The sequence below is a fragment of the Nocardioides eburneus genome, assembly GCF_040838215.1.
Lineage (GTDB): Bacteria > Actinomycetota > Actinomycetes > Propionibacteriales > Nocardioidaceae > Nocardioides > Nocardioides eburneus.
In genome coordinates, this window is sequence record NZ_JBFPJR010000007.1 from 102,182 (window position 1) to 123,851 (window position 21,670).

A 21,670-nucleotide genomic window follows, 5' to 3' on the forward strand; every position below is an offset into this window, starting at 1 on the left:
TGACAGGCAGATCCTATTCCGTCCCCCGACGCGGCCGCGGAGCGGCTGGCCGGCGACCACCTCGCGCCGCGTTCGCGACGACCTCGCGGGCGACGTCGTGCAACCGGTGGCCGGAGGAGCGGGCGAGGGAGCGCAGCACCTCGAACGCGTCCTCGGGTGCACAGCCACGGAGCGCGACGAGGACCCCTTTCGCCTGCTCGAGCACGACCCGGCTGTCCAGGGCCTCGCGTAGCTGGGCCACCGTCGTGCACGCCTCCGCGTGGGCGAGCGTCTCCTTGGCCAGCGCCGTCACCAGCGACTGCCACTCCTCGACGGTCACCGACTCCGGCGCCGGGCGCGACTGCACGACCGCGTCGACCGCGGGGGTGACGTCCTCGGTCTGGTGAAGGACCCCGACCGCCCGGCCGGCGTGGTCGAGCAGCGGAGAGTTCACGGGTGCCCAGTAGCGGCGTACCAGTCCATGTCCTCGCGCGGACACCGGGACGTCGTACCGCTGCAGGCGCATCCGGTGTCGGCGCCCCGTCCGGAAGACCTCGTCGAACGAAGCTCGCAGGTTGGCGACGCCGTCCGCTCCCGGATCCGCCGGGTTGTCCGGGAGGGCACGGAACACCGGCTCCCCGACCAGCTCGTCCAGGCGGCGGCCGGTGACGTGGAGGTACGCCGGGTTCGCGCACCGGATGACCAGCCGGGCGTCCATGACGAGGTAGGGCGCGGCGGTCGCCTGGAAGAGGGGATTCCGGTCGAGGTCCTGCAGCAGCGTCACGGCGCCATTGTGCGACCGCGACGCCGCTCCGGCCCTCCCGCAGGGTCTAAGGTCCTCTCCGTGACCACCCCGTTCCGCGTCGGCTTCGTCACCGGGGCGACCCCCGACAAGTGGGCGCGCGCCTGGCGGGAGCGGAGCCGGGTCCCGCTCGAGCTGGTGCCGGTCACCGAGGCGGAGCAGGAGCGAGTGCTGCGCGAGGACGAGGTCGACATGTGCCTCGTGCGGCTTCCCGTCGACCGGGACGGACTCCACCTCATCGCCTTGTACGACGAGGTGCCGGTCGCCGTCATGGGCCGGGAGCACCTCCTCACCCTCCTGGACGAGGTGTCGCTCGACGACCTCGCCGAGGAGCAGCTGGTGCGGCCGGAGCGCTCCGGCTGGACGCCGTCGGTCGACCAGCTCGCCTGGCCGACGATGAGTGAGAAGGACGCCGTCGAGACGGTGGCCGCCGGCACCGGTGTCGTCATCCTCCCCATGTCGGTCGCCCGGCTCTACCACCGCAAGGACGTCACGCACCGGCCCGTCGTGGGCCTGGAGCCCACCAAGGTCGGGCTCGCCTGGCTCGTGGCCCGTGATGACCAGCGGACCCAGGACTTCGTCGGCGTCGTCCGCGGTCGTACGCCGAACTCCTCGCGCCGCTGAGGGGACGCCCGACTGCGCACCGGCCACCTCAGGTGACCGGATTCACAGGCGGCCCCTGTGACCTGGGCGGACAGCCGCCGCCGCCCGATCCGAGAGCGACACGCGTGGCGCCCGGTTTGTGATCCGGCGGTGATCTTTGGCAACGTCGAGCGGCCGTCTCGACCGCGGGCCGGCCCGACAGACAGGATCACGGTTTGACCTCAGAGACGAAGAACACCTCTCCCCTGGGCCACAGCGCCCACCGCGTCGCCTCGGCCCTCGAGGCGCCCGCGGCCGACGTCGTACCCCATCCCGCACTCGACGCCCCCGTCGAGGAGGCCCACGCGCGCCGCCAGGGCGTCGACTGGATCGTCTTCGGCGTGACGGCGGCCATCGCCGTCGCCTTCCTGGTGTGGGGGTTCGTCGACACCGGCGGCCTCGCGTCGGTGTCCGACGGTGCGCTCGGCTGGGTGATGGGGAGGACCGGCTGGTTCTTCGTCCTGACCGCGAGCGCGTTCGTCGTCTTCGTGATCTGGCTGGCCGTCAGCCGCTACGGCACCATCCCGCTCGGCCGCGACGACGAGGAGCCCGAGTTCAAGACCGTCTCCTGGGTGGCGATGATGTTCAGCGCCGGCATGGGCATCGGCCTGATGTTCTACGGCGTGAGCGAGCCGGTCTCCCACTTCGTCACTCCCCCGCCCGGCACCGGCGCCGCGGGCAATCCGGAGGCCGTCCAGCACGCGATGGCCACGACGATGTTCCACTGGACGCTGCATCCGTGGGCGATCTACGCCGTGGTCGGCCTCGCGATCGCCTACGGCGCCTACCGCAAGGGCCGCGTGCAGCTCATCTCCGCGGCGTTCGAGCCGCTGCTGGGGCGCCGCGCCCGCGGCGGCCTCGGCAAGGTCATCGACATGCTGGCCATCTTCGCCACCCTGTTCGGCTCCGCCGCCTCGTTGGGCCTCGGCGCCCTGCAGATCCGCAGCGGGCTCCAGATCGTCAGCGGCATCGGGCGGGTCGGCAACGGCGTGCTCGTCGCGATCATCGCCGTCCTGACCGTCGCGTTCGTGCTCTCCGCGGTCTCCGGGGTCGCGAAGGGCATCCAGTGGCTCTCGAACATCAACATGGTGCTCGCCGTCGCCCTCGCGGTGTTCGTCTTCGTCGTCGGCCCGACCGTCTTCATCCTCGACCTCCTCCCCACCTCGCTCGGCAGCTACATCGCCGACCTACCGACGATGGCGGCCCGCACCGGCGCCGAGGGTGCCTCCACCCAGGCCTGGCTCGAGAGCTGGACCGTCTTCTACTGGGCGTGGTGGCTGTCGTGGACCCCGTTCGTCGGCATGTTCATCGCCCGGATCTCGCGCGGACGCACCATCCGGCAGTTCGTCGCCGGCGTCCTCCTGGTCCCGAGCCTGGTCAGCGTCGTGTGGTTCTGCATCTTCGGCGGCGCAGCCATCAAGCTGCAGCAGACCGGCACCGACATCGCGGGCGCCGGCGGCATCGAGTCCCAGCTCTTCAGCACCCTCGACGCGTTCCCGCTGGCGACGGTCGCCAGCATCGTCGTCATGGTGCTGGTCGGCATCTTCTTCGTCTCCGGCGCCGACGCCGCCTCGATCGTCATGGGCACCCTCTCCGAGCACGGCACCCAGCACCCGAGCCGCCCGACGGTGATCTTCTGGGGCCTGGCGACCGGCGCGGTCGCCGCGGTGATGCTCCTCGTCGGCGGCGAGGATGCGCTCAACGGGCTCCAGTCGATCACCATCGTCGCGGCGCTGCCGTTCGCCGTCGTCATGGTCGGCCTGGCCGTGTCGCTCGTGCGCGACCTGCGCACCGACCCGCTCGTCGTACGTCGTCAATACGCCCGGGAGGCCGTCGAGAAGGCCGTCATCGCCGGAGTCACCGAGCACGGCGACGACTTCGCGCTCTCCGTCGAGCCCGACCCCAAGCCGAACGAGACGGTCGAGCCCGACGAGCCGGCGTCGATCGAGGAGACCGAGGCCGAGGCGGGGCGCAGCGCCTGACGGCTCGGTCCCTAGGGTGTGGGGCATGGTCCTTCTCGACGCCGGCTCCACCGCCGAGCTCGCGGCGCGCGCCCGTGCCGGTCTTGGTGACGTCCTCGGCAGCGACGCCGCGGTCGTCGGGCGCGCGCCCGGCCGGGTCAACCTGATCGGCGAGCACACCGACTACAACGGCGGGCTCGTCCTTCCGGTCGCGCTCCCCCACGCCACCTACGCGGCGGCTGCGGCCCGAAGCGACGGCACCGTGCGCCTCGCCAGCGCGCAGGAGCCGGACCCCTTCACCGGCCACGTGGACCGGCTCGGTCCCGGCCGCGCGACCGGTTGGGCGGCGTACGCCGGCGGGGTGCTGTGGGCGCTGCGCGAGGCCGGCCTCGACGTCCCGGGCCTGGACCTCTACGTCGACGGCACGGTGCCGCTCGGGGCGGGCCTGTCCAGCTCGGCGGCGATCGAGTGTGCGGTCGCGATGGCAGTCGTCGGCCTGCTCGGGCTCGACGTGGACGACGCGCTGCGCGCCCGGCTCGTCGACGCCTGCATCCGCGCGGAGACCGAGGTCGCGCAGGCGCCGACCGGTGGCATGGACCAGTCCATCGCCCTCCACGCCCGTGCCGGCACGGCCCTGCTCATCGACTTCACGGCCGGCACCCACGAGACGGTCGACCTCGCGCTCGACGACCGCACCATCCTCGTCACGGACACGCGCGTAAGTCACCGGCTGACCGACGGCGGCTACGGCTCCCGGCGGGCGGAGTGCGAGCGCGCGGCGGCGGAGCTCGGCGTCACCACCCTCCGCGAGGCGACGCTGGAGGCCGTGGAGGCGCTCACCGACGACGTCGTACGCCGGCGGGCACGGCACATCGTCACCGAGATCGCGCGCGTGCGACCGACCGTAGCCGCCCTGGGGGCCGCGGACTGGTCGGCCCTGGGCGATCTCTTCGCCGCATCCCACGCGTCGATGCGCGACGACTTCGAGATCTCGACGCCGGAGCTCGACCTCGCGGTCGCGACGGCCGTCGAGGCCGGTGCCGACGGGGCGCGGATGACCGGCGGCGGGTTCGGAGGCTCGATCGTCGCGGTGGTGCCGACCGCGGCGGTCCGGACGGTCGTCGGCGCGATCGACGCAGCGTTCGCGCGCGCCGGCCACGCGGCGCCCGCCCATCTCCTCGCCGAGCCGTCCGCGGGCGCCGCGCTCGTGGGCTGAGGCCGTGACGCTCCGGCGGCGACGCCGCCTGCCCCGCGAACACCCGGACAGACACGCCCGCGCGGCTCTGGCGCCCGGAGCGTGTTCACGGCAGGCTGGGGGTACGGGACCCGTCTACCGAAGGGAGACGACGAATGCCCAAGCTGCCCCTCGATCCGGCCCAGCTGCGTGAGCTGCCTGGGACCGCGATCAAGGCGTTGCGTCATCCGCGGCGCAGTGCCGCCCAGATCGTGAGCGGCACCTTCAGCCTGGTCGGGGGTCTCCTCGACCGGCGGCCCGTCCACGAGCCGGTCCCCGGTGCGACCACCACGGCGCCCGAGCCTCCGCCCACGGACGTCGCCGTCGAGCCGCCGGAGGCCGCCGCGACCGCCGAGGGCGCCACCGCCGACGAGGGGGCCACCGCCGACGAGGGGGCCACCGCCGCCGCTCCCCCGGAGTCGCAGACGCAACCCGAGGCGCCGACCGACGAGCCTCCCGCCGAGGAGGCCGCCGCGGCAGGATCAGCAGCCGCGGAGACCGCGCCGGCGGGCGACGCCGATTCGTCGGACCGCGCCGAGGGCATGGGCGACACGGGAGACACCGGCGAGTCCACCGACGTGCTCAGCGGACCGGTCCCCCACATGCCGCCGTCGATCGCGCAGGAGGTCGAGCGCGACTACGGCGAGGACCTGCCTGGGGTCAGCGAACCCGGTCGGGGCTGATGTTGTCGGCGAGCCAGGCGCCCAGCGCCTGAGCGGAGCGATCGACGAGGGCGACCCAGTCGAGGGCGCCCTCGTCGGCGTTGTCGGAGACGTGCTTCACCAAGCGGCAGGCGACGCCCGCCTCCCGGCACGCCCAGGCGACGGCGTACCCCTCCATGTCGACGAGGTGCGCCCGCGCAGCCAGCGCGTCGCGGACGGCGGGGTCGGTGACGAACAGGTCACCGGTGGCCAGCGCGATGCCGTCCGCTTCCCCACCTTCGAGATCGAGCCACTCCTGCGGGTCGTAGCCCAGCGCGCGCAGCGCCTCGGCGGACAGGTCGTGGTTGAGCACGCGCGCCACCTCGTGGACGCCGCCCAGTCCGCCACGCAAGGCACCGCACGAGCCGATGTTGACGACCAGGTCGATCTCGGGCCGGGCCGCCAGCGCACGCGCGACGGCCGAGGCGGCCGCCACCTTCCCGATCCCGGTGATGACCACCGGCAGTCCGGACGGGACGTGGGCCGCCTCGGCCGCCGTCGCCGAGACGCAGAGGACGCGGGCACCGTCAGCACTCATGGCCCCAGAGGCTAGGGCCTCACTTCAGCTCAGCGCTGGAGAGCCCCAGGACCCGGCGCGCCACGATGAGCTGCTGGATCTGCTGCGTGCCCTCGAAGATGTCGAGGATCTTCGAGTCACGGGCCCACTTCTCGAGCAGCTCGCCCTCGGCGTACCCCACCGACGAGCACAGCTCCACGCACGACAGCGTGATGTCGGAGCCGACCCGTCCCGCCTTCGCCTTCGCCATGGAGGCCTCGAGGCTGTTCGGCTTGCGGTTGTCGGCCATCCACGCGGCCTGGAGCATGAGGAGGTACGCCGCCTCCCAGTCGGCCTCGAGCTGGAGGAACTTCGCGGCCGCCGCCGACTGAGCGTAGGCCGGGCGGTCGTAGTCGACCTCGACACCCGCATCGGCGAGGAGCTCGCGGGTGTAGTCGAGGGACGCACGCGCACAGCCCACCGCCATCGACGCCACCAGGGGCCGGGTGTTGTCGAAGGTCGCCATCGCGCCGGCGAAGCCCTGCTTGACGTCGATCTCCGGGCTGCCGAGGAGGTTCTCGGCCGGCACGCGGCAGTCGGTGAAGGTGATCGTCGCGGTGTCGGACGCCTTGATGCCGAGCTTGTGCTCGAGCCGCTCGACCTTCATGCCGGGGGTGCCCTTCGGCACCACGAAGCTCTTGATCGCCGCGCGGCCGAGCTCCCGGTCGAGCGTCGCCCACACCACGACGGCGTCGGAGCGCTCGCCCGAGGTGACGAAGATCTTCTCGCCGTTGAGGACGTAGTGGTCACCGTCGCGGGTCGCCGTGGTCTTGATGTTGGCGGAGTCCGAACCGGTGCCGGGCTCGGTGATCGCCATCGACGCCCACACGCCCGCGAACCGCTCCAGCTGGTCGTCGTCGGCGACCGAGGCGATCGCCGAGTTTCCGAGGCCCTGGCGCGGCATCGAGAGCAGCAGCCCGACATCGCCCCAGCACATCTCCGCGACCGTCATCACCGAGGCCATGTTGGAGCCGTTCTTGACCTGGCCGTCGTCGGCCGCCGCGCCCCGTCGTACGCCGGCGGCACCCGCGCCCTCGCTCTGGCCGGACTCGGCCAGACCGTCGGCCATCGCCGCGAGCATGTCGAGCTCCTTGGGATAGGCGTGCTCGGCCTTGTCGTACTTCCGGCTGATCGGTCGCAGCATGTTCATCGCGACCTGGTGGACCTGGTCGCGCAGTGGCCGGAACTTCTTGGGATCCTCGAGGTTGATCATCAGACCAGCACCGTGCCTTCCATGATCCCGATGGCGCGCAGGTCGCGGTACCACCGCTCGACGGGGTGTTCCTTGACGAAGCCGTGGCCACCGAGCAGTTGGACGCCGTCGAGGCCGATCTGCATGCCCTTGTCGGCGCACAGCTTCCGGGCCAGCGCGATCTCACGGGTCGCGTCGATCCCCTGCGCCACCCGGGAGGCGGCCTTGTAGGTCACCAGCCGCATCGCCTGCAGCTCGATCGCGATGTTGGCGACCATGAAGGCGACCGACTGCCGGTGGGCGATCGGCTCGCGGAACGCCTCGCGCTCCTTGACGTACGGCGTGACGTAGTCGAGCACGGCCTGGGCCGTCCCGATCGCGAGGGCGCACCAGGCGAGGCGGGAGAGCCGCACGCACTCGGTGTAGGTGCTGCCGTCGGTCGCGCCCAGCACAGCGTCGGCCGGAACCTTCACCTCGGTGAGTGTCAGCCTAGTGAGGGAGGCGGCCCGCACCCCCATCGCCGGATCACCCTCGACCGCCAGGCCGGGGGTCTTCGACTCGACGAGGAAGAGCACGGGCTTGCCGTCGAGCTGCGCGCCGACGACGAAGAGCTCGGCGTCCGCGCCTCGCGCGACGAGCGACTTCACGCCGTTGAGCACATAGCCGTCGGCGGTCCTCTGCGCAGCGGTCGCCGGATTCAGGACGTCGAACAGCACACGTGGCTCCGTCAGCGCGAGCGCGGCCGCCGGCACGCTCTGCCCCGTTTCCGGGGCACCGGTGAACGCCGGCAGGTAGGTCTGCTGCTGCGCATCCGTCCCCCACAGGCCGAGCGCCGTGGCCACGGCGCCGGGCGCGAGCGTCGCCACGGCGAGGCCCAGGTCGCCCTTCGCGAGGGCCTCGGCCACCAGCACCCCGGCCATCGCCGAGCGGGTCTCCGAGATGCCACCCAGCTCCTCAGGGACTCCGAGGATGGGCAGGCCGATCTCGAGGCTCGCCTCGAGCAGTGCCCCCGGGGCCGCGCAGGCCTCGTCTGCCTCGGCCGCCGCGGGTCGCACGACCTCCGTGGCGAACTCTGTCACCACGTCGACCAGCATCTGCTCGTCCTCGGTGGGGGTGAGATCGAACACGCCACGACCCGCGGCGGCGGGCACCCGGACTCCGGGCTTCCCCTTCTTCCCCGCCTTGGCGAACGTGCGCCCGGCGTTGGCCGCCACCTTGAAGCCGCCGCGCGTGACGGTGAAGACAGTCTGCTCCGTCTGCCTGCGCACGCCGAGGCGGTCCAACACGGGGCTCTGCGCCAGGCGGTTGAGCGCCGCGACGGCGTACCCGATGGGGTCTCTGCTCTCAGACGCCGGGACGCCGAAGCGGCCGCCGCCCTTGAGACTCTGAAGAAGGCTCATGACGCTACTGTAACTATGAGTTACAACTGCGTCTACAGCATCCCTGAGTGCCGGACGTCACGCGTCGTGGAAGCGTGACCGCATGGCCTCTCGGAACGCTGTCCTGGCGCGGACGCGCGGGACATCTCGTCCGCCTCGACCAGCCGGAGGCGCTCGCGGCACTCCTCACCGCCTGGGTCCTGCGGCAGACTTGGACGGCCGGTGACTAGGGTTTCGGCCATGCGAGACGAGGCTGAGGAGCCGCTGGCGCCGTACGGTCCCCTTCCCCAGGGCGGCAACGTCCGACCCATGACCCGCTGGGGCACACCGGTCATGCACCGGCCGCACAAGAAGGTCGAGGTCTTCGACGACGCACTGCGGGCGCTCGCGGCCGACATGGTCGCCACGATGTACGCCGCCGACGGCGTGGGTCTGGCCGCCTGCCAGATCGGCGAGGACGTCGCAATGTTCGTCTTCGACTGTCACGACGAGTCCGGGAGGCGGACCGTCGGCGTGGTTTGCAACCCGGTCGTGGCTCTGCCCGAGGGACGTGAGCGGCACCTGGACGACTCCGAGGAGGGCTGCCTCTCCTTTCCCGGCGCGTTCGTCGCCTGCGCCCGTCCGGACTTCGCCGCGGTCGACGGCGTCGGCCTCGACGGCCAGCCGGTCCACTTCGAGGGCGACGGACTGCTCGCCCGCTGCCTCCAGCACGAGACCGACCACACCCTCGGCACGGTCTTCGGCGACCGCCTTCCCACGAAGGCGCGCAAGAAGCTGCAGAGGCAGCACGACAAGCTGGCCCCCGACTACCCGCCCGGCTGGCCCGCCACCACCGCAGACCGATGGTGACGCTCGTCGAGATCGACTCCCCCGACGACCCGAGGCTCGCCGACTACCGCGATCTGCGCGACGTCGAGCTGCGCAAGTCGCTCGAGGCGGCGGAGGGGCTCTTCCTCGCCGAGGGCGAGAAGGTCGTACGCCGCGCGACGGAGGCCGGCTTCGCGCCGCGATCGTTCCTCATGGCGCCGCGCTGGCTCGACGGCCTCGCCGACGTGCTCGCCGCGTCGGAGGCGCCCTGCTACGTCGTGTCGGAGGCGCTCGCCGAGCAGGTGACGGGCTTCCACGTGCACCGCGGGGCGCTCGCCTCGCTGGCCCGGCGCCCGCTGCCGACGGTCGAGTCGGTCCTGTCCGGCGCGAGATCGATCCTGATGCTCGAGGACATCGTCGACCACACCAACGTCGGCGCGATCTTCCGCTGCGCCGCGGGGCTCGGCTTCGACGCCGTGCTCCTCGCGCCACGCTGCGCCGACCCGCTCTACCGTCGCTCGATCAAGGTCGCCATGGGCACCGTCTTCTCGGTGCCGTGGACCCGGCTGCCGGACTGGTACGACGCCCTCCCGACGCTCGAGTCTGCGGGGTTCACCACGGTGGCTCTGACGCTCTCCGCCGACTCGACCGACATCGAGGAAGCGGTTCGCGGACTCGACAAGGTCGCCTTGGTGCTCGGCTCCGAGGGGCACGGCCTTTCCGAGCACTGGGAGCGCGCGGCGTCACGCCGCGCGATCATCCCGATGCATGCCGGCATCGACTCGCTCAACGTGGCCGCCGCCACGGCCGTCGCCTGCTACGTCACCTCCCGGCGTTGACGGGACGCCCGGGCGGGCCGCCGAGGTCGTTGCCGAAGGCGATCCGCGTCGCCACTCAGCGCGTCGGGTTGGTGTCCTCCACCATGTGGACCCGGCGCAGACAGCCGAGTGACGGACCGTTCCCGACCCGTCGGGCACCCACACCGTCGAGATCACCGCACCTCGGGCTCGCACGCACCCGCGGCTCAGAACGCGTCGGGGTGAGCGACCCGGACGACCTCGCCGATGACGATGATCGCCGGCGGCTTCACCGCCGCCGCGGCGAGCTCCTTCTCCAGGGTCCCGAGCGTCGCGAGGACGACCCGCTGGGTCGGCATGGAGCCGTCGCAGATGACCGCGACGGGGGTGTCACCGGGGCGACCACCGTCGAGGAGCGCCCGCGCGATGGCGGGTGCGTTCTCGACCGCCATCATGAGGACGACGGTCCCCCGCAGGCGGGCGACGGCGTCCCAGTCGGTCAGCGACTCCGGGTGGCCGGGCGGCAGGTGGCCGGAGATGACGGTGAACTCGTGGGTCACCCCGCGGTGGGTCACCGGGATGCCGGCGAGCCCGGGCACCGACACCGGTGAGGTGAGGCCCGGGATGACGGTGACGGGGACGCCGGCCTCCCGGCAGGCGATGATCTCCTCATAGCCGCGGCCGAAGACGAAGTTGTCGCCACCCTTGAAGCGCACGACCGACTGCCCGGCCAATGCGCGCTCGACGATGACGCGGTTGATCTCCTCCTGCTGGGCGGACCGCCCGCGCGGCAGCTTGGCGACGTCGATGAGCTCGACGTCGGCGGCGAGGTCCGAGAGGAGCTCGCGAGGCGCGAGCCGGTCCGCGACCACGACGTCGGCATCCATGAGCGCCTTGCGCCCTGCGACCGAGACGAGATCCGGGTCACCGGGACCGCCCCCGACGAGGACGACACCGGGCGTCTTGGCCCGCTCCTGGCGCGCGCCGATCTCGCCCTCCCGCAGGCCCTCGACGATCCGGTCGCGCAACGCCGCCGAGCGGCGTGGGTCGCGGTTGCTGAGCACGGCGACGGTGATCTCGCCGTCGCGTCCGGTCGCGGGCGTCCAGGCGGTCGCCCTCGTTGCATCGTCGGAGCGCACGCAGAAGATGCGACGCTCCTCGGCGGCGACGCTCACCGCCTCGTTGACCTCGGTCGACCGGGTGGCAGCGATGACGTACCACGCCTCGTCGAGGTCACCGGGCTCGAAGCCGCGCTCGGTCCAGGTGATCTCGCCCGACCCGACCAGCCCCTCGATGGCCGGCGTCACGTGGGGCGAGACGACCTCGACCCGTGCGCCGGCCGCGATGAGTGCCGGGATGCGCCGTTGCGCCACCTGCCCGCCGCCGACGACGACGACGCGGCGGTCGGTGAGCATCAGGCCCGAGGGATAGGGCACCCAGGTGTCCGGAGAGTCCATGGGGACATCCTCCGTGGTCTGCCGGCCCGGTCGTGGTGCGGGGTCGAGGGGCGGACTAGGTTCAAGATGACACGACGACCTGCTACACGACCTGTGAGGAGACCGCATGACCAGCCTCGACCGCCCGGTCAAGCCCGACCCGTACGACCTGCTCCCTCCGCTCCCGTCCTTCACGGTCACGAGCGACGACGTCACCGAGGGGCAGCGCCTCAACGTCGCCCAGGCGCACGACGGCGGCAACACCTCGCCGCAACTGTCGTGGAGCGGCGCGCCCGACGGCACGAAGAGCTACACGATCACCTGCTTCGACCCCGACGCCCCGACGCCGAGCGGCTTCTGGCACTGGGTCCTCGTCGACGTGCCGCCCGATGTCACCAGCCTCCCCGCCGGCATCGGCGCCGCGGACGCCGAGCTTCCGGGCAGGGCGTTCCACGTGCGCAACGACTACGGCACCAAGGACTTCGGCGGCGCCGCTCCGCCGCCGGGCGACCAGGTCCACCGCTACTACTTCGTCGTCCACGCGGTGGCCGAGGAGAGCCTCGGTGTCGACGACTCGGTCTCCCCCGCCGTGGTGTCGTTCAACCTCGTCTTCAAGAGCCTTGCGCGCGGCGTGCTCAAGGGCACCTACCAGCACTGACGACGCCCCGGGGCGGACAGCCGCCGGCCGGTGCGAGGGGCCCTTCCGGCGTACGACGGAAGGGCCCCTCGCGCTGCTCGCCGCTCACCGACGGACGGCGCTGACTCGAAGAACGCGATGCTTCTCAGCTCGACCGCCCGGCAGAAGTCGATGCCGCCTTGCCCCTTGTGCCTCGCGTCACAGCGGAGTTGGTTGGTTCCTATGGCCGACAAGAGCTCACGGAAGGCCAGTGACCAGGACCTCGCGGCGCCCGGGCCCGACCGGATCCGCAACGTCGTCCTGGTCGGGCCCACGCAGTCCGGCAAGACCTCCCTGCTGGAGGCCCTCCTCGTCCGCGCCGGCGCGATCAGCCGTGCCGGGTCCGTCGCCGACGGGACGACCGTGTCCGACTCCGAGGACTATGAGGCCGCCCACGGCCGCTCGATCAGTCTCGCGGTCGCGCCGGTGGTGCACGCCGGCGTCAAGATCAACCTCCTCGACACGCCCGGGTACGCCGACTTCGTCGGCGAGCTGCGGGCCGGGCTCCGCGCCGCGGACTGCGCGGTCTTCGTCATCGCCGCCAACGAGGGCGTCGACGACGCGACCCGCCAGGTGTGGCGCGAGTGCGCCGACGCCGGCATGCCGCGAGCGATCGCCATCACGAAGCTCGACCACGCGCGCGCCGACACCGAGCGGGTCCTGGCCGAGGCGACGGGGGCGTTCGGCGACGGCGTCGTGCCGGTCTACGTCACGGGGTCGGACGGCACTCTCGTCGGCCTGATCACCGGCACGAGCGACGATCCTCGGCGCGGCGCCCTGATCGAGGCGGTCATCGAGGAGTCCGAGGACGAGACCCTCATGGACAGGTATGTCGCCGGGGAACCGATCGACGAGGCGATCCTGCTGGCCGACCTCGAGCGCGCGGTCGCCCGAGCGACCCTCTTCCCCGTCATCCCGGTCTGTGCCGGCACGGGCACCGGGCTCAGCGAGCTCCTCGACCTCTGCGTCCGCGCCTTCCCCGCGCCGCCCGAGCACGTCCCACCGGAGGCGTTCACCCCGGCCGGCAAGACCGCCGGCGCGGTCTCGTGCGACCCGGACGGCCCGCTCGTGGCCGAGGTCGTCAAGACCGCGAGCGACCCCTACCTCGGGCGGATCAGCGTCGCCCGCGTCTTCTCCGGAACGCTCTCCCCCGACGCCGCCGTCCACGTCTCGGGCCACTTCTCGGCCTTCGTCGACGCCGGGGCGACGACCCACCCCGATCATGACGAGGACGAGCGGCTCGGGGCACTCGCCTATCCGTTCGGCGCTGCACAGGTGCCCGCGGCGCGCGTGGTCGCCGGCGACATCGCCGTCATCGGCAGGCTCTCCCGCGCCGAGACCGGCGACACGCTCAGCGCGCCCGAGGAGCCGGTCGTGCTGCGGCCGTGGTCGATGCCGGAGCCGCTCCTGCCGGTCGCGATCGAGGCCGCCACGCGTTCGGACGAGGACAAGCTCTCCTCCGCGTTGGCGCGGCTGGCCGCCGAGGACCCGAGCCTGCGGGTCGAGCAGTCGACCGAGACCGGCCAGCTCGTGCTCTGGGTCATGGGTGAGGCCCACGCCGAGGTGGCGCTCGACCGCCTTCGGGCCCGCTACGGCGTGTCGGTGGAGCAGCGCGACGTCGTCGTACCGCTGCGGGAGTGCTTCGCCGGGCCGTCCAAAGGGCACGGCCGCCACGTCAAGCAGTCCGGCGGCCACGGGCAGTACGCCGTCTGCGACCTCGAGGTCGAGCCGCTGCCCGAGGGCAGCGGGTTCGAGTTCGTCGACAAGGTGGTCGGCGGCGCCGTCCCTCGCGGCTTCATCCCGAGCGTAGAGAAGGGCGTCGTCCAGCAGATGCAGCGCGGTGTCCGCCTCGGCTACCCGGTCGTCGACCTCCGGGTCACCCTCACCGACGGCAAGGCGCACAGCGTGGATTCCTCCGACATGGCCTTCCAGACGGCGGGTGCCCTCGCCCTCCGGCAGGCGGCCGCCGCGGCGTCCGTCCACCTCCTCGAGCCGTACGACGAGGTCGCGGTCGTCGTCCCCAGCGAGCTGCTCGGCGTGGTGATGAGCGACCTCTCGGCCCGCCGCGGCCGGCTCCTGGGCACCGACCAGGCCGACCCCGGAGACTCCGGCGACCCGGACCGCACCGTCGTCCGCGCCCATGTCCCGCAGCGCGAGCTGGTCCGCTACGCCATCGACCTGCGCGCCGCGACCCACGGGGCCGGCACCTTCACCCGCGCCTTCGCGCACTACGAGCCCATGCCCGAAGAGCTCACGAAAGACGTCCCGCCGCGGTCGTGACACGCAGCGAGAGGCCGCCGGGCCCGTCGTACGACGGAATCGGCGACCTCTCGCTGGGAACGGGTGACCTCGCGGCGGGAACGAGTGACCTCTCGCCCGGTCAGTACTCCGGGGGACCCTCCGAGGCCCGACGGAGCAGGTCGGCGAAGTCCGTGGGAGCCGCGAACTCCTCCTCGACCAGCTTCCGCTTCGGCGCAGCCGGTGCGGAGGCACCCCCCGGTCCGGCGACCAGAGCGGCCAGCTCGACCGCGGCGCGCTCGACCCGCTTCTGCAGGTCGCCGCCACCCGCGGCACCGAAGTCGTCGGTCGCGGCGAAGACGCCGGTCGGCACGACGACGGCGTGCAGGTAGGCGAAGAGCGGCCGCAGGGCGTGCTCGATGACGAGGCTGTGCCGGGCGGTGCCGGCCGTGGCGGCGGCGAGCACCGGCTTGGCGTCCAGGACGCCCATCTCCAAGACGTCGAAGAACGTCTTGAAGAGGCCGGAGTACGACGCCGAGAAGACCGGTGTCACCGCGATCAGGCCGTCGGCCTCGTGGACCGCGTCGATCGCGGCCTTGAGGTCCTTGCTCGGGAAGCCGGTGAGCAGGTTGTCGGTCAGCGCGTGGGCGAGGTTGCGGAGCTCGATGTGCTCGACCTCCACCTCACTGCCGCGGGCCGCGACCGCATGCTCGGTGGCCTCGCCCAGCATGTCGGCGAGCAGCCGGGTGCTCGACGGGACGGAGAGCCCCGCCGAGACCACGACGATCTTCTTGGTGGACACGTCGGTCACAGCTCGCCTTCGAGGACCTTCGCGACCTCCGGGTCGTCCAGGTCACGGTCGCTGGTGCCGGTGGCGTCGTCGCCGGCGGCGTACACCGTGCTGTCGTGGGGGCCACCGGCCTTCTCGACGAGCGAGGCGTGGGTCGGCGCGTCCGGGACGCCCGGCTTGCGCAGGCTCTCGAACTCCTTGCGGAGTGTCGGCAGGATCTCGCCGTAGAGGTCGAGCTGCTCCAGGACGGTCTTGAGCGGCAGACCGGCGTGGTCGATGAGGTAGAGCTGGCGCTGGTAGTCGCCGACGTACTCCCGGAAGGAGAGCGTCCGCTCGATGACCTCCTGCGGGGACCCGACGGTCAGCGGTGTGGCCTCGGTGAAGTCCTCCATCGACGGGCCGTGGCCATAGACCGGCGCGTTGTCGAAGTAGGGCCGGAACTCGTTCTTCGCGTCCTGGCTGTTCTTCCGCATGAAGAACTGGCCTCCCAGGCCGACGATGGCCTGGTCCTCGGTGCCGTGACCGTAGTGCGCGAACCGCTTGCGGTAGAGCGCGACCATCTGCTTGGTGTGGCTGGCCGGCCAGAAGATGTGGTTGTGGAAGAAGCCGTCGCCGTAGTAGGCCGCCTGCTCGGCGATCTCAGGAGAGCGGATCGAGCCGTGCCAGACGAACGGCGCCACACCGTCGAGCGGACGCGGGGTCGAGGTGTAGCCCTGCAGCGGGGTGCGGAAGCGCCCCTGCCAGTCCACGACGTCCTCGGTCCACAGGCGGCGGAGCAGCGCGTAGTTCTCGACCGCGAGGTTGATGCCCTGGCGGATGTCCTTGCCGAACCACGGGTAGACCGGGCCGGTGTTGCCGCGACCCATCATCAGGTCGACGCGGCCGTCGGTGAGGTGCTGCAGCTTCGCGTAGTTCTCCGCGATCAGCACCGGGTCGGTGGTCGTGATGAGCGTCGTGCTGGTGCTCAGGATGATGTTCTTGGTCTGCGCGCCGATGTAGGCGAGCGTCGTGGTCGGCGCCGACGCGATGAACGGCGGGTTGTGGTGCTCACCGGTCGCGAAGACGTCGAGCCCGATCTCCTCCGCCTTCTTGGCGATCTCGACGGTCGCCTTGATCCGCTCGTGCTCGGTCGGTGTCTTCCCGGTCGTCGGGTCCGTCGTGACGTCGCCGACGGTGAAGATGCCGAACTGCATACCCATGTCGTGTACCCCTCTCGGTCGTCACCGACCACATTAGTTGAAACTTGAACTAGTGTCGACAACCGCGGCGGTATCCACGTTATTCCACAGGCGCGCGCACCCGCCTCCCTCCGCGCGAGGCGCCTTCCCCGCGCGTGGCGCAGGCGGCGGACGACATCACCGGCCTCGCCATCGGGAGCCCGACGCGATGACATGCGCGGGAGATCTACTTCCGCTGACCCGTCCGCTCAGGCTTCTCGGCCAGCGCCTCGCGGATCGCGACCTCGACGGGCGACGTGCCGTTCTCGACGTCGAACGGGCCCGAGGGGAGAACGCCCGGCTGCGCCATGAACCGCGGCCGACTGCCCTGGTGGCGCTGGGCCGCATGGACGAGGAACGGATGGCACAGATAGACGTCGCCCGGCCTGCCGGTCGCGAGCGTCACCGGCAGGTCGGCGGTGGCCTCCGCAGCGCGGAGCGAGAGCGGCAGCATCTCCTCCCCGCCCTCGCCGTACGGCGCCAGCAGGCGCGCCACCGGGCGGTGCGACCCCACCCGCAGCCGGGTGGGCGCGTCGTCGTCTCCCACCTCCGAGAAGAGGAAGAGCATCAGGAGCGCGCGGTCCTTCGAGGCGAGGTTGACCCGCCAGCGGAAGTAGTCGAACTCCCCCGCGTCTGCCCGGAAGCTGCCCTCGACGTGCCAGCCGTCGTCGCCGGCCGACCTCTCCGACGGGAACCGCACCGGCGTGCTGCCCAGGCTCTCCCGGGGCCGCCACCGTCCGGGCCCCACCAGCGCGTCGATCGCTTCCGTGAGGCGCGGGGAGCCCGCCGCCAGCCGGAACGGCTCCTCGCCGTGGTCGCCAAGGCGGACGACCGGCTCGGTCCAGGTGGCGGGGTCCTCCGGGTCCAGGGACGGCACCTGGCGGCGTACGTCCTCCCAGAGGACCGTGCGGCAATCCGCGGCGACGTCCTCACCGAACGCTCCCGCCACCCGCACGAAGCCGTCCCGCACGAACATCTCGATCTCGTCCACACGGCCACTCTGGGAGCCGCCAGAGGTCCACGCCACCGGTTTTCGCCGCTGGGACGAGCCGCTGCACGTGCGCGATGTGTGCACCGTCGGCTCTCCCGAGCGTGCACCCATCGTGCAGGTGCGCATCGGCTACGACACCGGCCCGGCGATCTCGCGCAGTCGCTCACCGAAACGCTCGAGCAGCGCCGTGACGGCGGCGTGCGCCGCAGGGGCGTCGGGGAACCGGACCCGGGCCGCGAGGCCGGCGTCGGTGCGCGAGAGCCACAACTGGAGGTCGTCGGCCAGTGTCGGCGCGGAGATGTGGTGGGCCGCCCGCTCACCGGCTCGGCCGTTGCCCGGCAGGTGGCGGTAGTCGATCCACGACACCATGAAGACATCCCGCCGAGCCTGCACGAGCGGCTCCGGCAGCGAGGCCATCACCTGGTCGAGCGGCACCTCGCCGAGGCGCATCCCCGCCCGCACCGCAGCACCGGCAGCCGCGAGTCCTCGGTCGCTCAGGTCGGCAGCGACCGAGATCGGCACGGTGGTGGTGTACCACCCCACGGCGCGGCGGGACGCGCGGTCGCTCCGGGTCTGGACCGGCGCCAGCGTGTCGAGCCTCTCCGGGCCACCGAGGTCATGGATCGCGCCGGCGAGGGCCACCAGCGCGGCGGCGTACGTCGAGGCACCCTGGTCGCGGGCGCGGACCGCGACCCGTTCGACCAGGGCGTGGTCGGCGATCTCGCGCACGAGCGAGGCCTGCCGGACCCGCTCCCCCGGCGCCACGCCGAGCCCGAGCGGGAAGGTCGGCAGCACGAAGTCGCGGGCGCGCAGGAAGGCGTGCCAGCCGAGAAGCCGGTCGTCGTCGTGCCAGACCTGCACGGGCTCGTCGTACTCCCGCTCGACGCCCGCCAGGAAGCAGGCGGTCTCCGGGAGCGCGGGACGCCCGAACCCGTCGCGGTAGGACTCGTAGAGCGTGGCGACCTCGTCCACGACCAGTGCGATCGAGTAGGCGTCGCCGTGCAGGTGGTCCATCCCGAGCACGATCGTCGAGCGGTCAGGACGCGACACCGCGAGCGGCACGTACGCCGGGTAGCCGAACGGGTGGCAGCCCTCCGCCAGCGCCTGCTGCAGACGCTTCCGCGTCTCGCCGGTGGTCGAGGTCGCACCGACCTCGGCCATGGTCCAGACCAGGCCGCCGGGGTGATGGCGGTACGCCGCCGGCCCGGTCGCCGTGCGCGCCACCTCCAGTTGCAGGCTGCTGTGCCGCTCGACGAACGCATGCCAGACGTGCCCCAGGGCGACGGCGTCGATCGGGCCCTCGGTGTCGAACGCCCCCGCCAGCCACACGGACGCCTCACCCGCCATGGCGCCGGCGAGGTGGTTGCGCTGGTTGAGCGAGAGCACCGCGGGTGTGCCGCTCCCGCCGGCCTTCACGTCCCAGCGCAGGATCGTGCCCGGCGCCGGCTCCCACAGGTCAGCGGTGGTGACCTGCACCGGTCGCCACCTCGCTGACCGCGTCCGCGAAGGTCTCTGCGAGCGCAGCGAAGAACGCGTCGACCGCCTGCTGCGCCGCGGCCGTGTCCGGCGTCTGGGCGCCGATCTGCAGCCGACGGTCCTCGCGGTTGATCCACATCGAGGCGTTGGCGGTGCGGCCGACGCCGGTGAAGTGGATCCCGCGGTCGTGCGCCTCGAGCCCGGCACCGGGGAACTTCCGGAGGTCGAGGTAGGAGACCAGCTGAGGACTGCCGAGCTGCTCGGGCGTGGTGAGCCCCGACATCAGCAGCGCGCCGATCGCGACGTGGACCGGCATGGCGGCGAGGCTGCGGGTCACGGCGTACGCCTCCTCGGCGGCCGCCACCACCTCGGCGAAGCCACCGTCGGGGATGGCGAACTCGACCGGCGCGAAGTTGCAGAACCAGCCGTGCGACATCGCGTAGTCGCCGGCGCGGGTGCCGAGGACGGTCACGCCGAAGTAGCGGTCGGCACCGGTGAGGCGCCGCTCCGTGACCGCCAGCGCGGCGAACAGCCCGCTCGTGAACCGGCCGCCCGCCTCACGGCAGCGCCGGTCGAACACCTCGAGCTGGTCGCCGCTCAGCGCGTCGAAGTCGCGCAGCGCGACCGGCGCCGTCTCCCCCGGCGCCAGGCCCAGGTCGAGCGGGAACCGCGGCAGCCGTCCCTCATGACGGGTCATGATCTCCAGCCATCCCTGGAGCTCGGGCGACTCGAGGCCGTAGCCCGCCGCACGCTCGCGCTCCTGCGCCGCATAGGCGACGAAGCTGCCGACGGCCGGAAGCTCGACCGCAGGACGGCCGGCCTCCGCGGCGTACGCCGTGGCCAGCTCGGTCGCGACCATCAGCTGCGACGCGCCGTCGGTGAAGGCGTGGTCACAGGCCCAGAACAGGCTCGCGTCGTCCTCACGGACGACCGCCGCGAGCACGAACGGGGGCCAGGAGTCCGGGCGGCACGCTTCGTCGGCGAGCGCGACGAAGAAGGACTCCCAGGCGGCATCCCAGTCGTCCGGCGCCTCCAACTCCTGGGCCTCGAAGGCGACGTCGTCGCTCCCGACCAGATGGCGTACGGCGGCCGCCCCCGACAGGTCGAACCAGGTGCGCAGCCCCTCGTGGCGGACGACGAACCGGGCCAGCGCACCAGCCATGGCGCCCGCGTCGAACGCGCCCGACAGGTGGGTCGCCGTGCCGGTCCAGGCGCGGTGCGTGCCACCGGCGGCGACGGTGCCTCGATAGGCGTTGAGGTGGTCCTGCTGGAGGAACGACGGCTCGCCGGGGCTCACCGGAGCGGCCTGCGCCGCGGCGAGGGACGCCGATGTCGGCCGGAACACCACGAGACGGCCGGGCGCCGGTGCCCAGTCGCGGAGTCGCTCGATCCTCATGCCGTCGTCACCAGCGTCTCGCCCTGGAGCAGCGGCTGTGCGGTCGACTGGAGGACCTCGGCGACGCGCCCCGCCAGATCGCGCATCGCGCGCTCGGCGGTGATCGTCTCCGGGTAGCGCGCCGAGACGTTCAGGCCCTCGGCCGTGCGGCCGAACCACAGGTAGACCTCATCGTCGGCGAAGGCAGGGCTTCGCAGGGCGCGGGCCTGCCACTCGTCCCAGCGGTCGGCCCCAGGAACGAACCGGCCGTCGACGTAGGAGACCGCGAAGTGAGGGGTGTCGCGCAGCTCGAGCAGCTCGCGGACGCGAGCGAACGGATGCGCGACCAGGTCCTTGCCGGCGGCCACGGCGGCGTGGACCCGCGCCGCGATCTCGGGCAGCGTGCGGGCGCCTGCGACGTCGACGTCGACCGGGCACAGCCCGACGTACCACCCGATGGCGGCGGCATACTCCGGCGTGAAGCGAGTGTGCATCGGCAGGACGAAGCGGACCCGGTCCAGACCGTGCGCCTCGCGCAGCGCCTGGACCATCGCGGCGAGCACGCCTGACTGCAACGACATGGAGCCGGCCCGGCACAGCCGGTTGAGGGCCGCGGCCTGCGGCGCATCGGTGAGCCAGGCGGCAAAGCTCGCCTGCTTCAGGCGGGGCGCGGCCGTCGGCTCGTCGACCGGGGTGGCCACGCCGGCGACCGGGAATGCGGGGAAGCCCGTGCGCTCCTCCGCGGTGAGGTAGTCGCGCCACCGCACGACCGGCTCGGAGTCGACGTCGAGCTCGTCGGAGAAGGCCCGCTCGACATCGGCGTGGTCGAGGTTGCTGCCGACCTCGAGGCAGGCGAGCTCCTCGTCGCTCACACCGGCGCAGGCGCGCTCGTAGAGTCCGGCGATCTCCTCGAACCAGAGCAGCTGGGAGTAGGCGTCCATCACGCTGTGGTCGGCGCCGAACGCCAGCGTGAAGCCCGCCTCATCGGGCTCGGCCACGGTGACGAACACGCAGTGCGGCCAGGCGAACGGCGTGATGCTGGCGGCGAGGAAGTCGGCGATGGTCTGCCGCGCCTCCTCACCGCTCGCAGGGCCGAGGTCGGCGGTCTCGATCCGGACCGACGTCGGCGCGGCGATCCGCCGCCGCCAACCCGCGTCCGTGGCGACGACACCGGCCCGCAGCACCTCGTGGCGGGCCAGCCACGCGCGCAGCGCCCGGTCGAGGGAGCGCGGGTCGAGCGGCGTCGGGATGCGCATGATCGACCCGATCCACGACCCCGCCGAGCTCTCGGCGAGGTGGAGCTCGTGGTTGGGCGACAGCCCCCGCTGGTCATCGGACCACGCGGCCGCGTCGGCGGCCGGTGTCCACGTCGTCACGACGCCGGGGGGAACGTCGTACGCGGAAAGCTCGGTGTACTCCAT

General features: G+C 72.3%; 19 protein-coding genes. 8 read left to right on the forward strand and 11 right to left on the reverse strand.

Going from position 1 to position 21,670, the window contains the following annotated elements; all coding sequences use genetic code 11:
- Nucleotides 1-13: 13 nt before the first annotated feature.
- Nucleotides 14-763 carry an ANTAR domain-containing protein gene (locus tag AB3X52_RS05790; protein ID WP_367992203.1) on the reverse strand — a complete coding sequence of 250 codons (750 nt, stop codon included), beginning with the start codon at nucleotides 761-763 and terminating at the stop codon, nucleotides 14-16.
- A 60-nt stretch (nucleotides 764-823) separates the two neighbouring features.
- Here AB3X52_RS05790 and AB3X52_RS05795 point away from each other — a divergent pair, with 60 nt between their 5' ends.
- From AB3X52_RS05795 to AB3X52_RS05810, 4 genes are all read left to right on the forward strand, one after another.
- Complete coding sequence (locus tag AB3X52_RS05795) at nucleotides 824-1,405, forward strand: LysR substrate-binding domain-containing protein (RefSeq protein ID WP_367992204.1); 582 nt, start codon at nucleotides 824-826, stop codon at nucleotides 1,403-1,405.
- A gap of 194 nt (nucleotides 1,406-1,599) precedes the next feature.
- Nucleotides 1,600-3,405 carry a BCCT family transporter gene (locus AB3X52_RS05800; protein WP_367992206.1) on the forward strand — a complete coding sequence of 602 codons (1,806 nt, stop codon included), beginning with the start codon at nucleotides 1,600-1,602 and terminating at the stop codon, nucleotides 3,403-3,405.
- 25 nt (nucleotides 3,406-3,430) lie between these two features.
- Nucleotides 3,431-4,600, forward strand: a complete 1,170-nt coding sequence (galK, locus tag AB3X52_RS05805; RefSeq protein ID WP_367992208.1) for a galactokinase — start codon at nucleotides 3,431-3,433, stop codon at nucleotides 4,598-4,600.
- 134 nt (nucleotides 4,601-4,734) lie between these two features.
- A complete protein-coding gene (locus AB3X52_RS05810; RefSeq protein ID WP_367992210.1) occupies nucleotides 4,735-5,301 on the forward strand; it encodes a hypothetical protein in 567 nt (188 codons plus the stop codon).
- Here the strand turns inward: AB3X52_RS05810 and AB3X52_RS05815 are convergent.
- Genes AB3X52_RS05815 through AB3X52_RS05825 form a run of 3 tightly spaced genes read right to left on the reverse strand, consistent with a single transcriptional unit; the run spans nucleotide 5,279 to nucleotide 8,467 of the window.
- Complete coding sequence (locus AB3X52_RS05815) at nucleotides 5,279-5,857, reverse strand: nucleosidase (protein WP_367992212.1); 579 nt, start codon at nucleotides 5,855-5,857, stop codon at nucleotides 5,279-5,281. The two genes, AB3X52_RS05810 and AB3X52_RS05815, sit on opposite strands and share 23 nt — an antisense overlap.
- A gap of 19 nt (nucleotides 5,858-5,876) precedes the next feature.
- The gene (locus AB3X52_RS05820; protein WP_367992214.1) at nucleotides 5,877-7,088 is read right to left on the reverse strand and encodes an acyl-CoA dehydrogenase family protein; all 1,212 of its coding nucleotides are present in this window, start codon (nucleotides 7,086-7,088) and stop codon (nucleotides 5,877-5,879) included.
- Nucleotides 7,088-8,467, reverse strand: a complete 1,380-nt coding sequence (locus tag AB3X52_RS05825) for an acyl-CoA dehydrogenase family protein (protein WP_367992216.1) — start codon at nucleotides 8,465-8,467, stop codon at nucleotides 7,088-7,090. Before AB3X52_RS05825 ends, AB3X52_RS05820 begins: the two co-directional genes overlap by 1 nt.
- Nucleotides 8,468-8,686: 219 nt before the next feature.
- On the opposite strand from AB3X52_RS05825, the gene def reads away from it, so the two are divergent.
- Together def and AB3X52_RS05835 are read left to right on the forward strand one after the other, a co-directional pair.
- Complete coding sequence (gene def, locus AB3X52_RS05830; protein WP_367992218.1) at nucleotides 8,687-9,295, forward strand: peptide deformylase; 609 nt, start codon at nucleotides 8,687-8,689, stop codon at nucleotides 9,293-9,295.
- Complete coding sequence (locus tag AB3X52_RS05835) at nucleotides 9,289-10,092, forward strand: TrmH family RNA methyltransferase (protein WP_367992220.1); 804 nt, start codon at nucleotides 9,289-9,291, stop codon at nucleotides 10,090-10,092. Before def ends, AB3X52_RS05835 begins: the two co-directional genes overlap by 7 nt.
- Before the next feature lie 185 nt (nucleotides 10,093-10,277).
- Here AB3X52_RS05835 and cobA read toward each other — a convergent pair whose 3' ends face one another.
- A complete protein-coding gene (gene cobA, locus AB3X52_RS05840; RefSeq protein ID WP_367992222.1) occupies nucleotides 10,278-11,507 on the reverse strand; it encodes a uroporphyrinogen-III C-methyltransferase in 1,230 nt (409 codons plus the stop codon).
- Between the two features lie 106 nt (nucleotides 11,508-11,613).
- Between cobA and AB3X52_RS05845 the strand changes: the two genes are divergently transcribed.
- Both AB3X52_RS05845 and AB3X52_RS05850 read left to right on the forward strand, forming a co-directional pair.
- Nucleotides 11,614-12,144, forward strand: a complete 531-nt coding sequence (locus tag AB3X52_RS05845) for a YbhB/YbcL family Raf kinase inhibitor-like protein (protein ID WP_367992224.1) — start codon at nucleotides 11,614-11,616, stop codon at nucleotides 12,142-12,144.
- 201 nt (nucleotides 12,145-12,345) lie between these two features.
- Entirely contained in the window at nucleotides 12,346-14,442 is a 2,097-nt protein-coding gene (locus tag AB3X52_RS05850; RefSeq protein ID WP_367992226.1) for an elongation factor G, read from the forward strand.
- Nucleotides 14,443-14,542: 100 nt separating this feature from the next.
- Here AB3X52_RS05850 and AB3X52_RS05855 read toward each other — a convergent pair whose 3' ends face one another.
- The 6 genes from AB3X52_RS05855 to AB3X52_RS05880 all read right to left on the reverse strand — a co-directional run bounded on the left by AB3X52_RS05855 (nucleotide 14,543) and on the right by AB3X52_RS05880 (nucleotide 21,670).
- A complete protein-coding gene (locus AB3X52_RS05855; RefSeq protein WP_367992228.1) occupies nucleotides 14,543-15,211 on the reverse strand; it encodes an FMN reductase in 669 nt (222 codons plus the stop codon).
- The gene (locus AB3X52_RS05860) at nucleotides 15,208-16,383 is read right to left on the reverse strand and encodes an LLM class flavin-dependent oxidoreductase (RefSeq protein WP_367992287.1); all 1,176 of its coding nucleotides are present in this window, start codon (nucleotides 16,381-16,383) and stop codon (nucleotides 15,208-15,210) included. Before AB3X52_RS05860 ends, AB3X52_RS05855 begins: the two co-directional genes overlap by 4 nt.
- Nucleotides 16,384-16,594: 211 nt before the next feature.
- Nucleotides 16,595-17,398 (reverse strand): phytanoyl-CoA dioxygenase family protein, encoded by an 804-nt coding sequence (locus AB3X52_RS05865; protein ID WP_367992230.1) that lies wholly within the window; start codon nucleotides 17,396-17,398, stop codon nucleotides 16,595-16,597.
- Between the two features lie 129 nt (nucleotides 17,399-17,527).
- On the reverse strand, nucleotides 17,528-18,874 hold the full coding sequence (locus tag AB3X52_RS05870) for a hypothetical protein (protein ID WP_367992232.1): 1,347 nt from the start codon (nucleotides 18,872-18,874) through the stop codon (nucleotides 17,528-17,530).
- On the reverse strand, nucleotides 18,855-20,270 hold the full coding sequence (locus AB3X52_RS05875) for a condensation domain-containing protein (protein WP_367992234.1): 1,416 nt from the start codon (nucleotides 20,268-20,270) through the stop codon (nucleotides 18,855-18,857). The genes AB3X52_RS05870 and AB3X52_RS05875 overlap by 20 nt, the downstream gene beginning before the upstream one ends.
- Nucleotides 20,267-21,670, reverse strand: coding sequence for a condensation domain-containing protein (locus AB3X52_RS05880; RefSeq protein ID WP_367992236.1), 1,404 nt, complete (start codon nucleotides 21,668-21,670; stop codon nucleotides 20,267-20,269). The genes AB3X52_RS05875 and AB3X52_RS05880 overlap by 4 nt, the downstream gene beginning before the upstream one ends.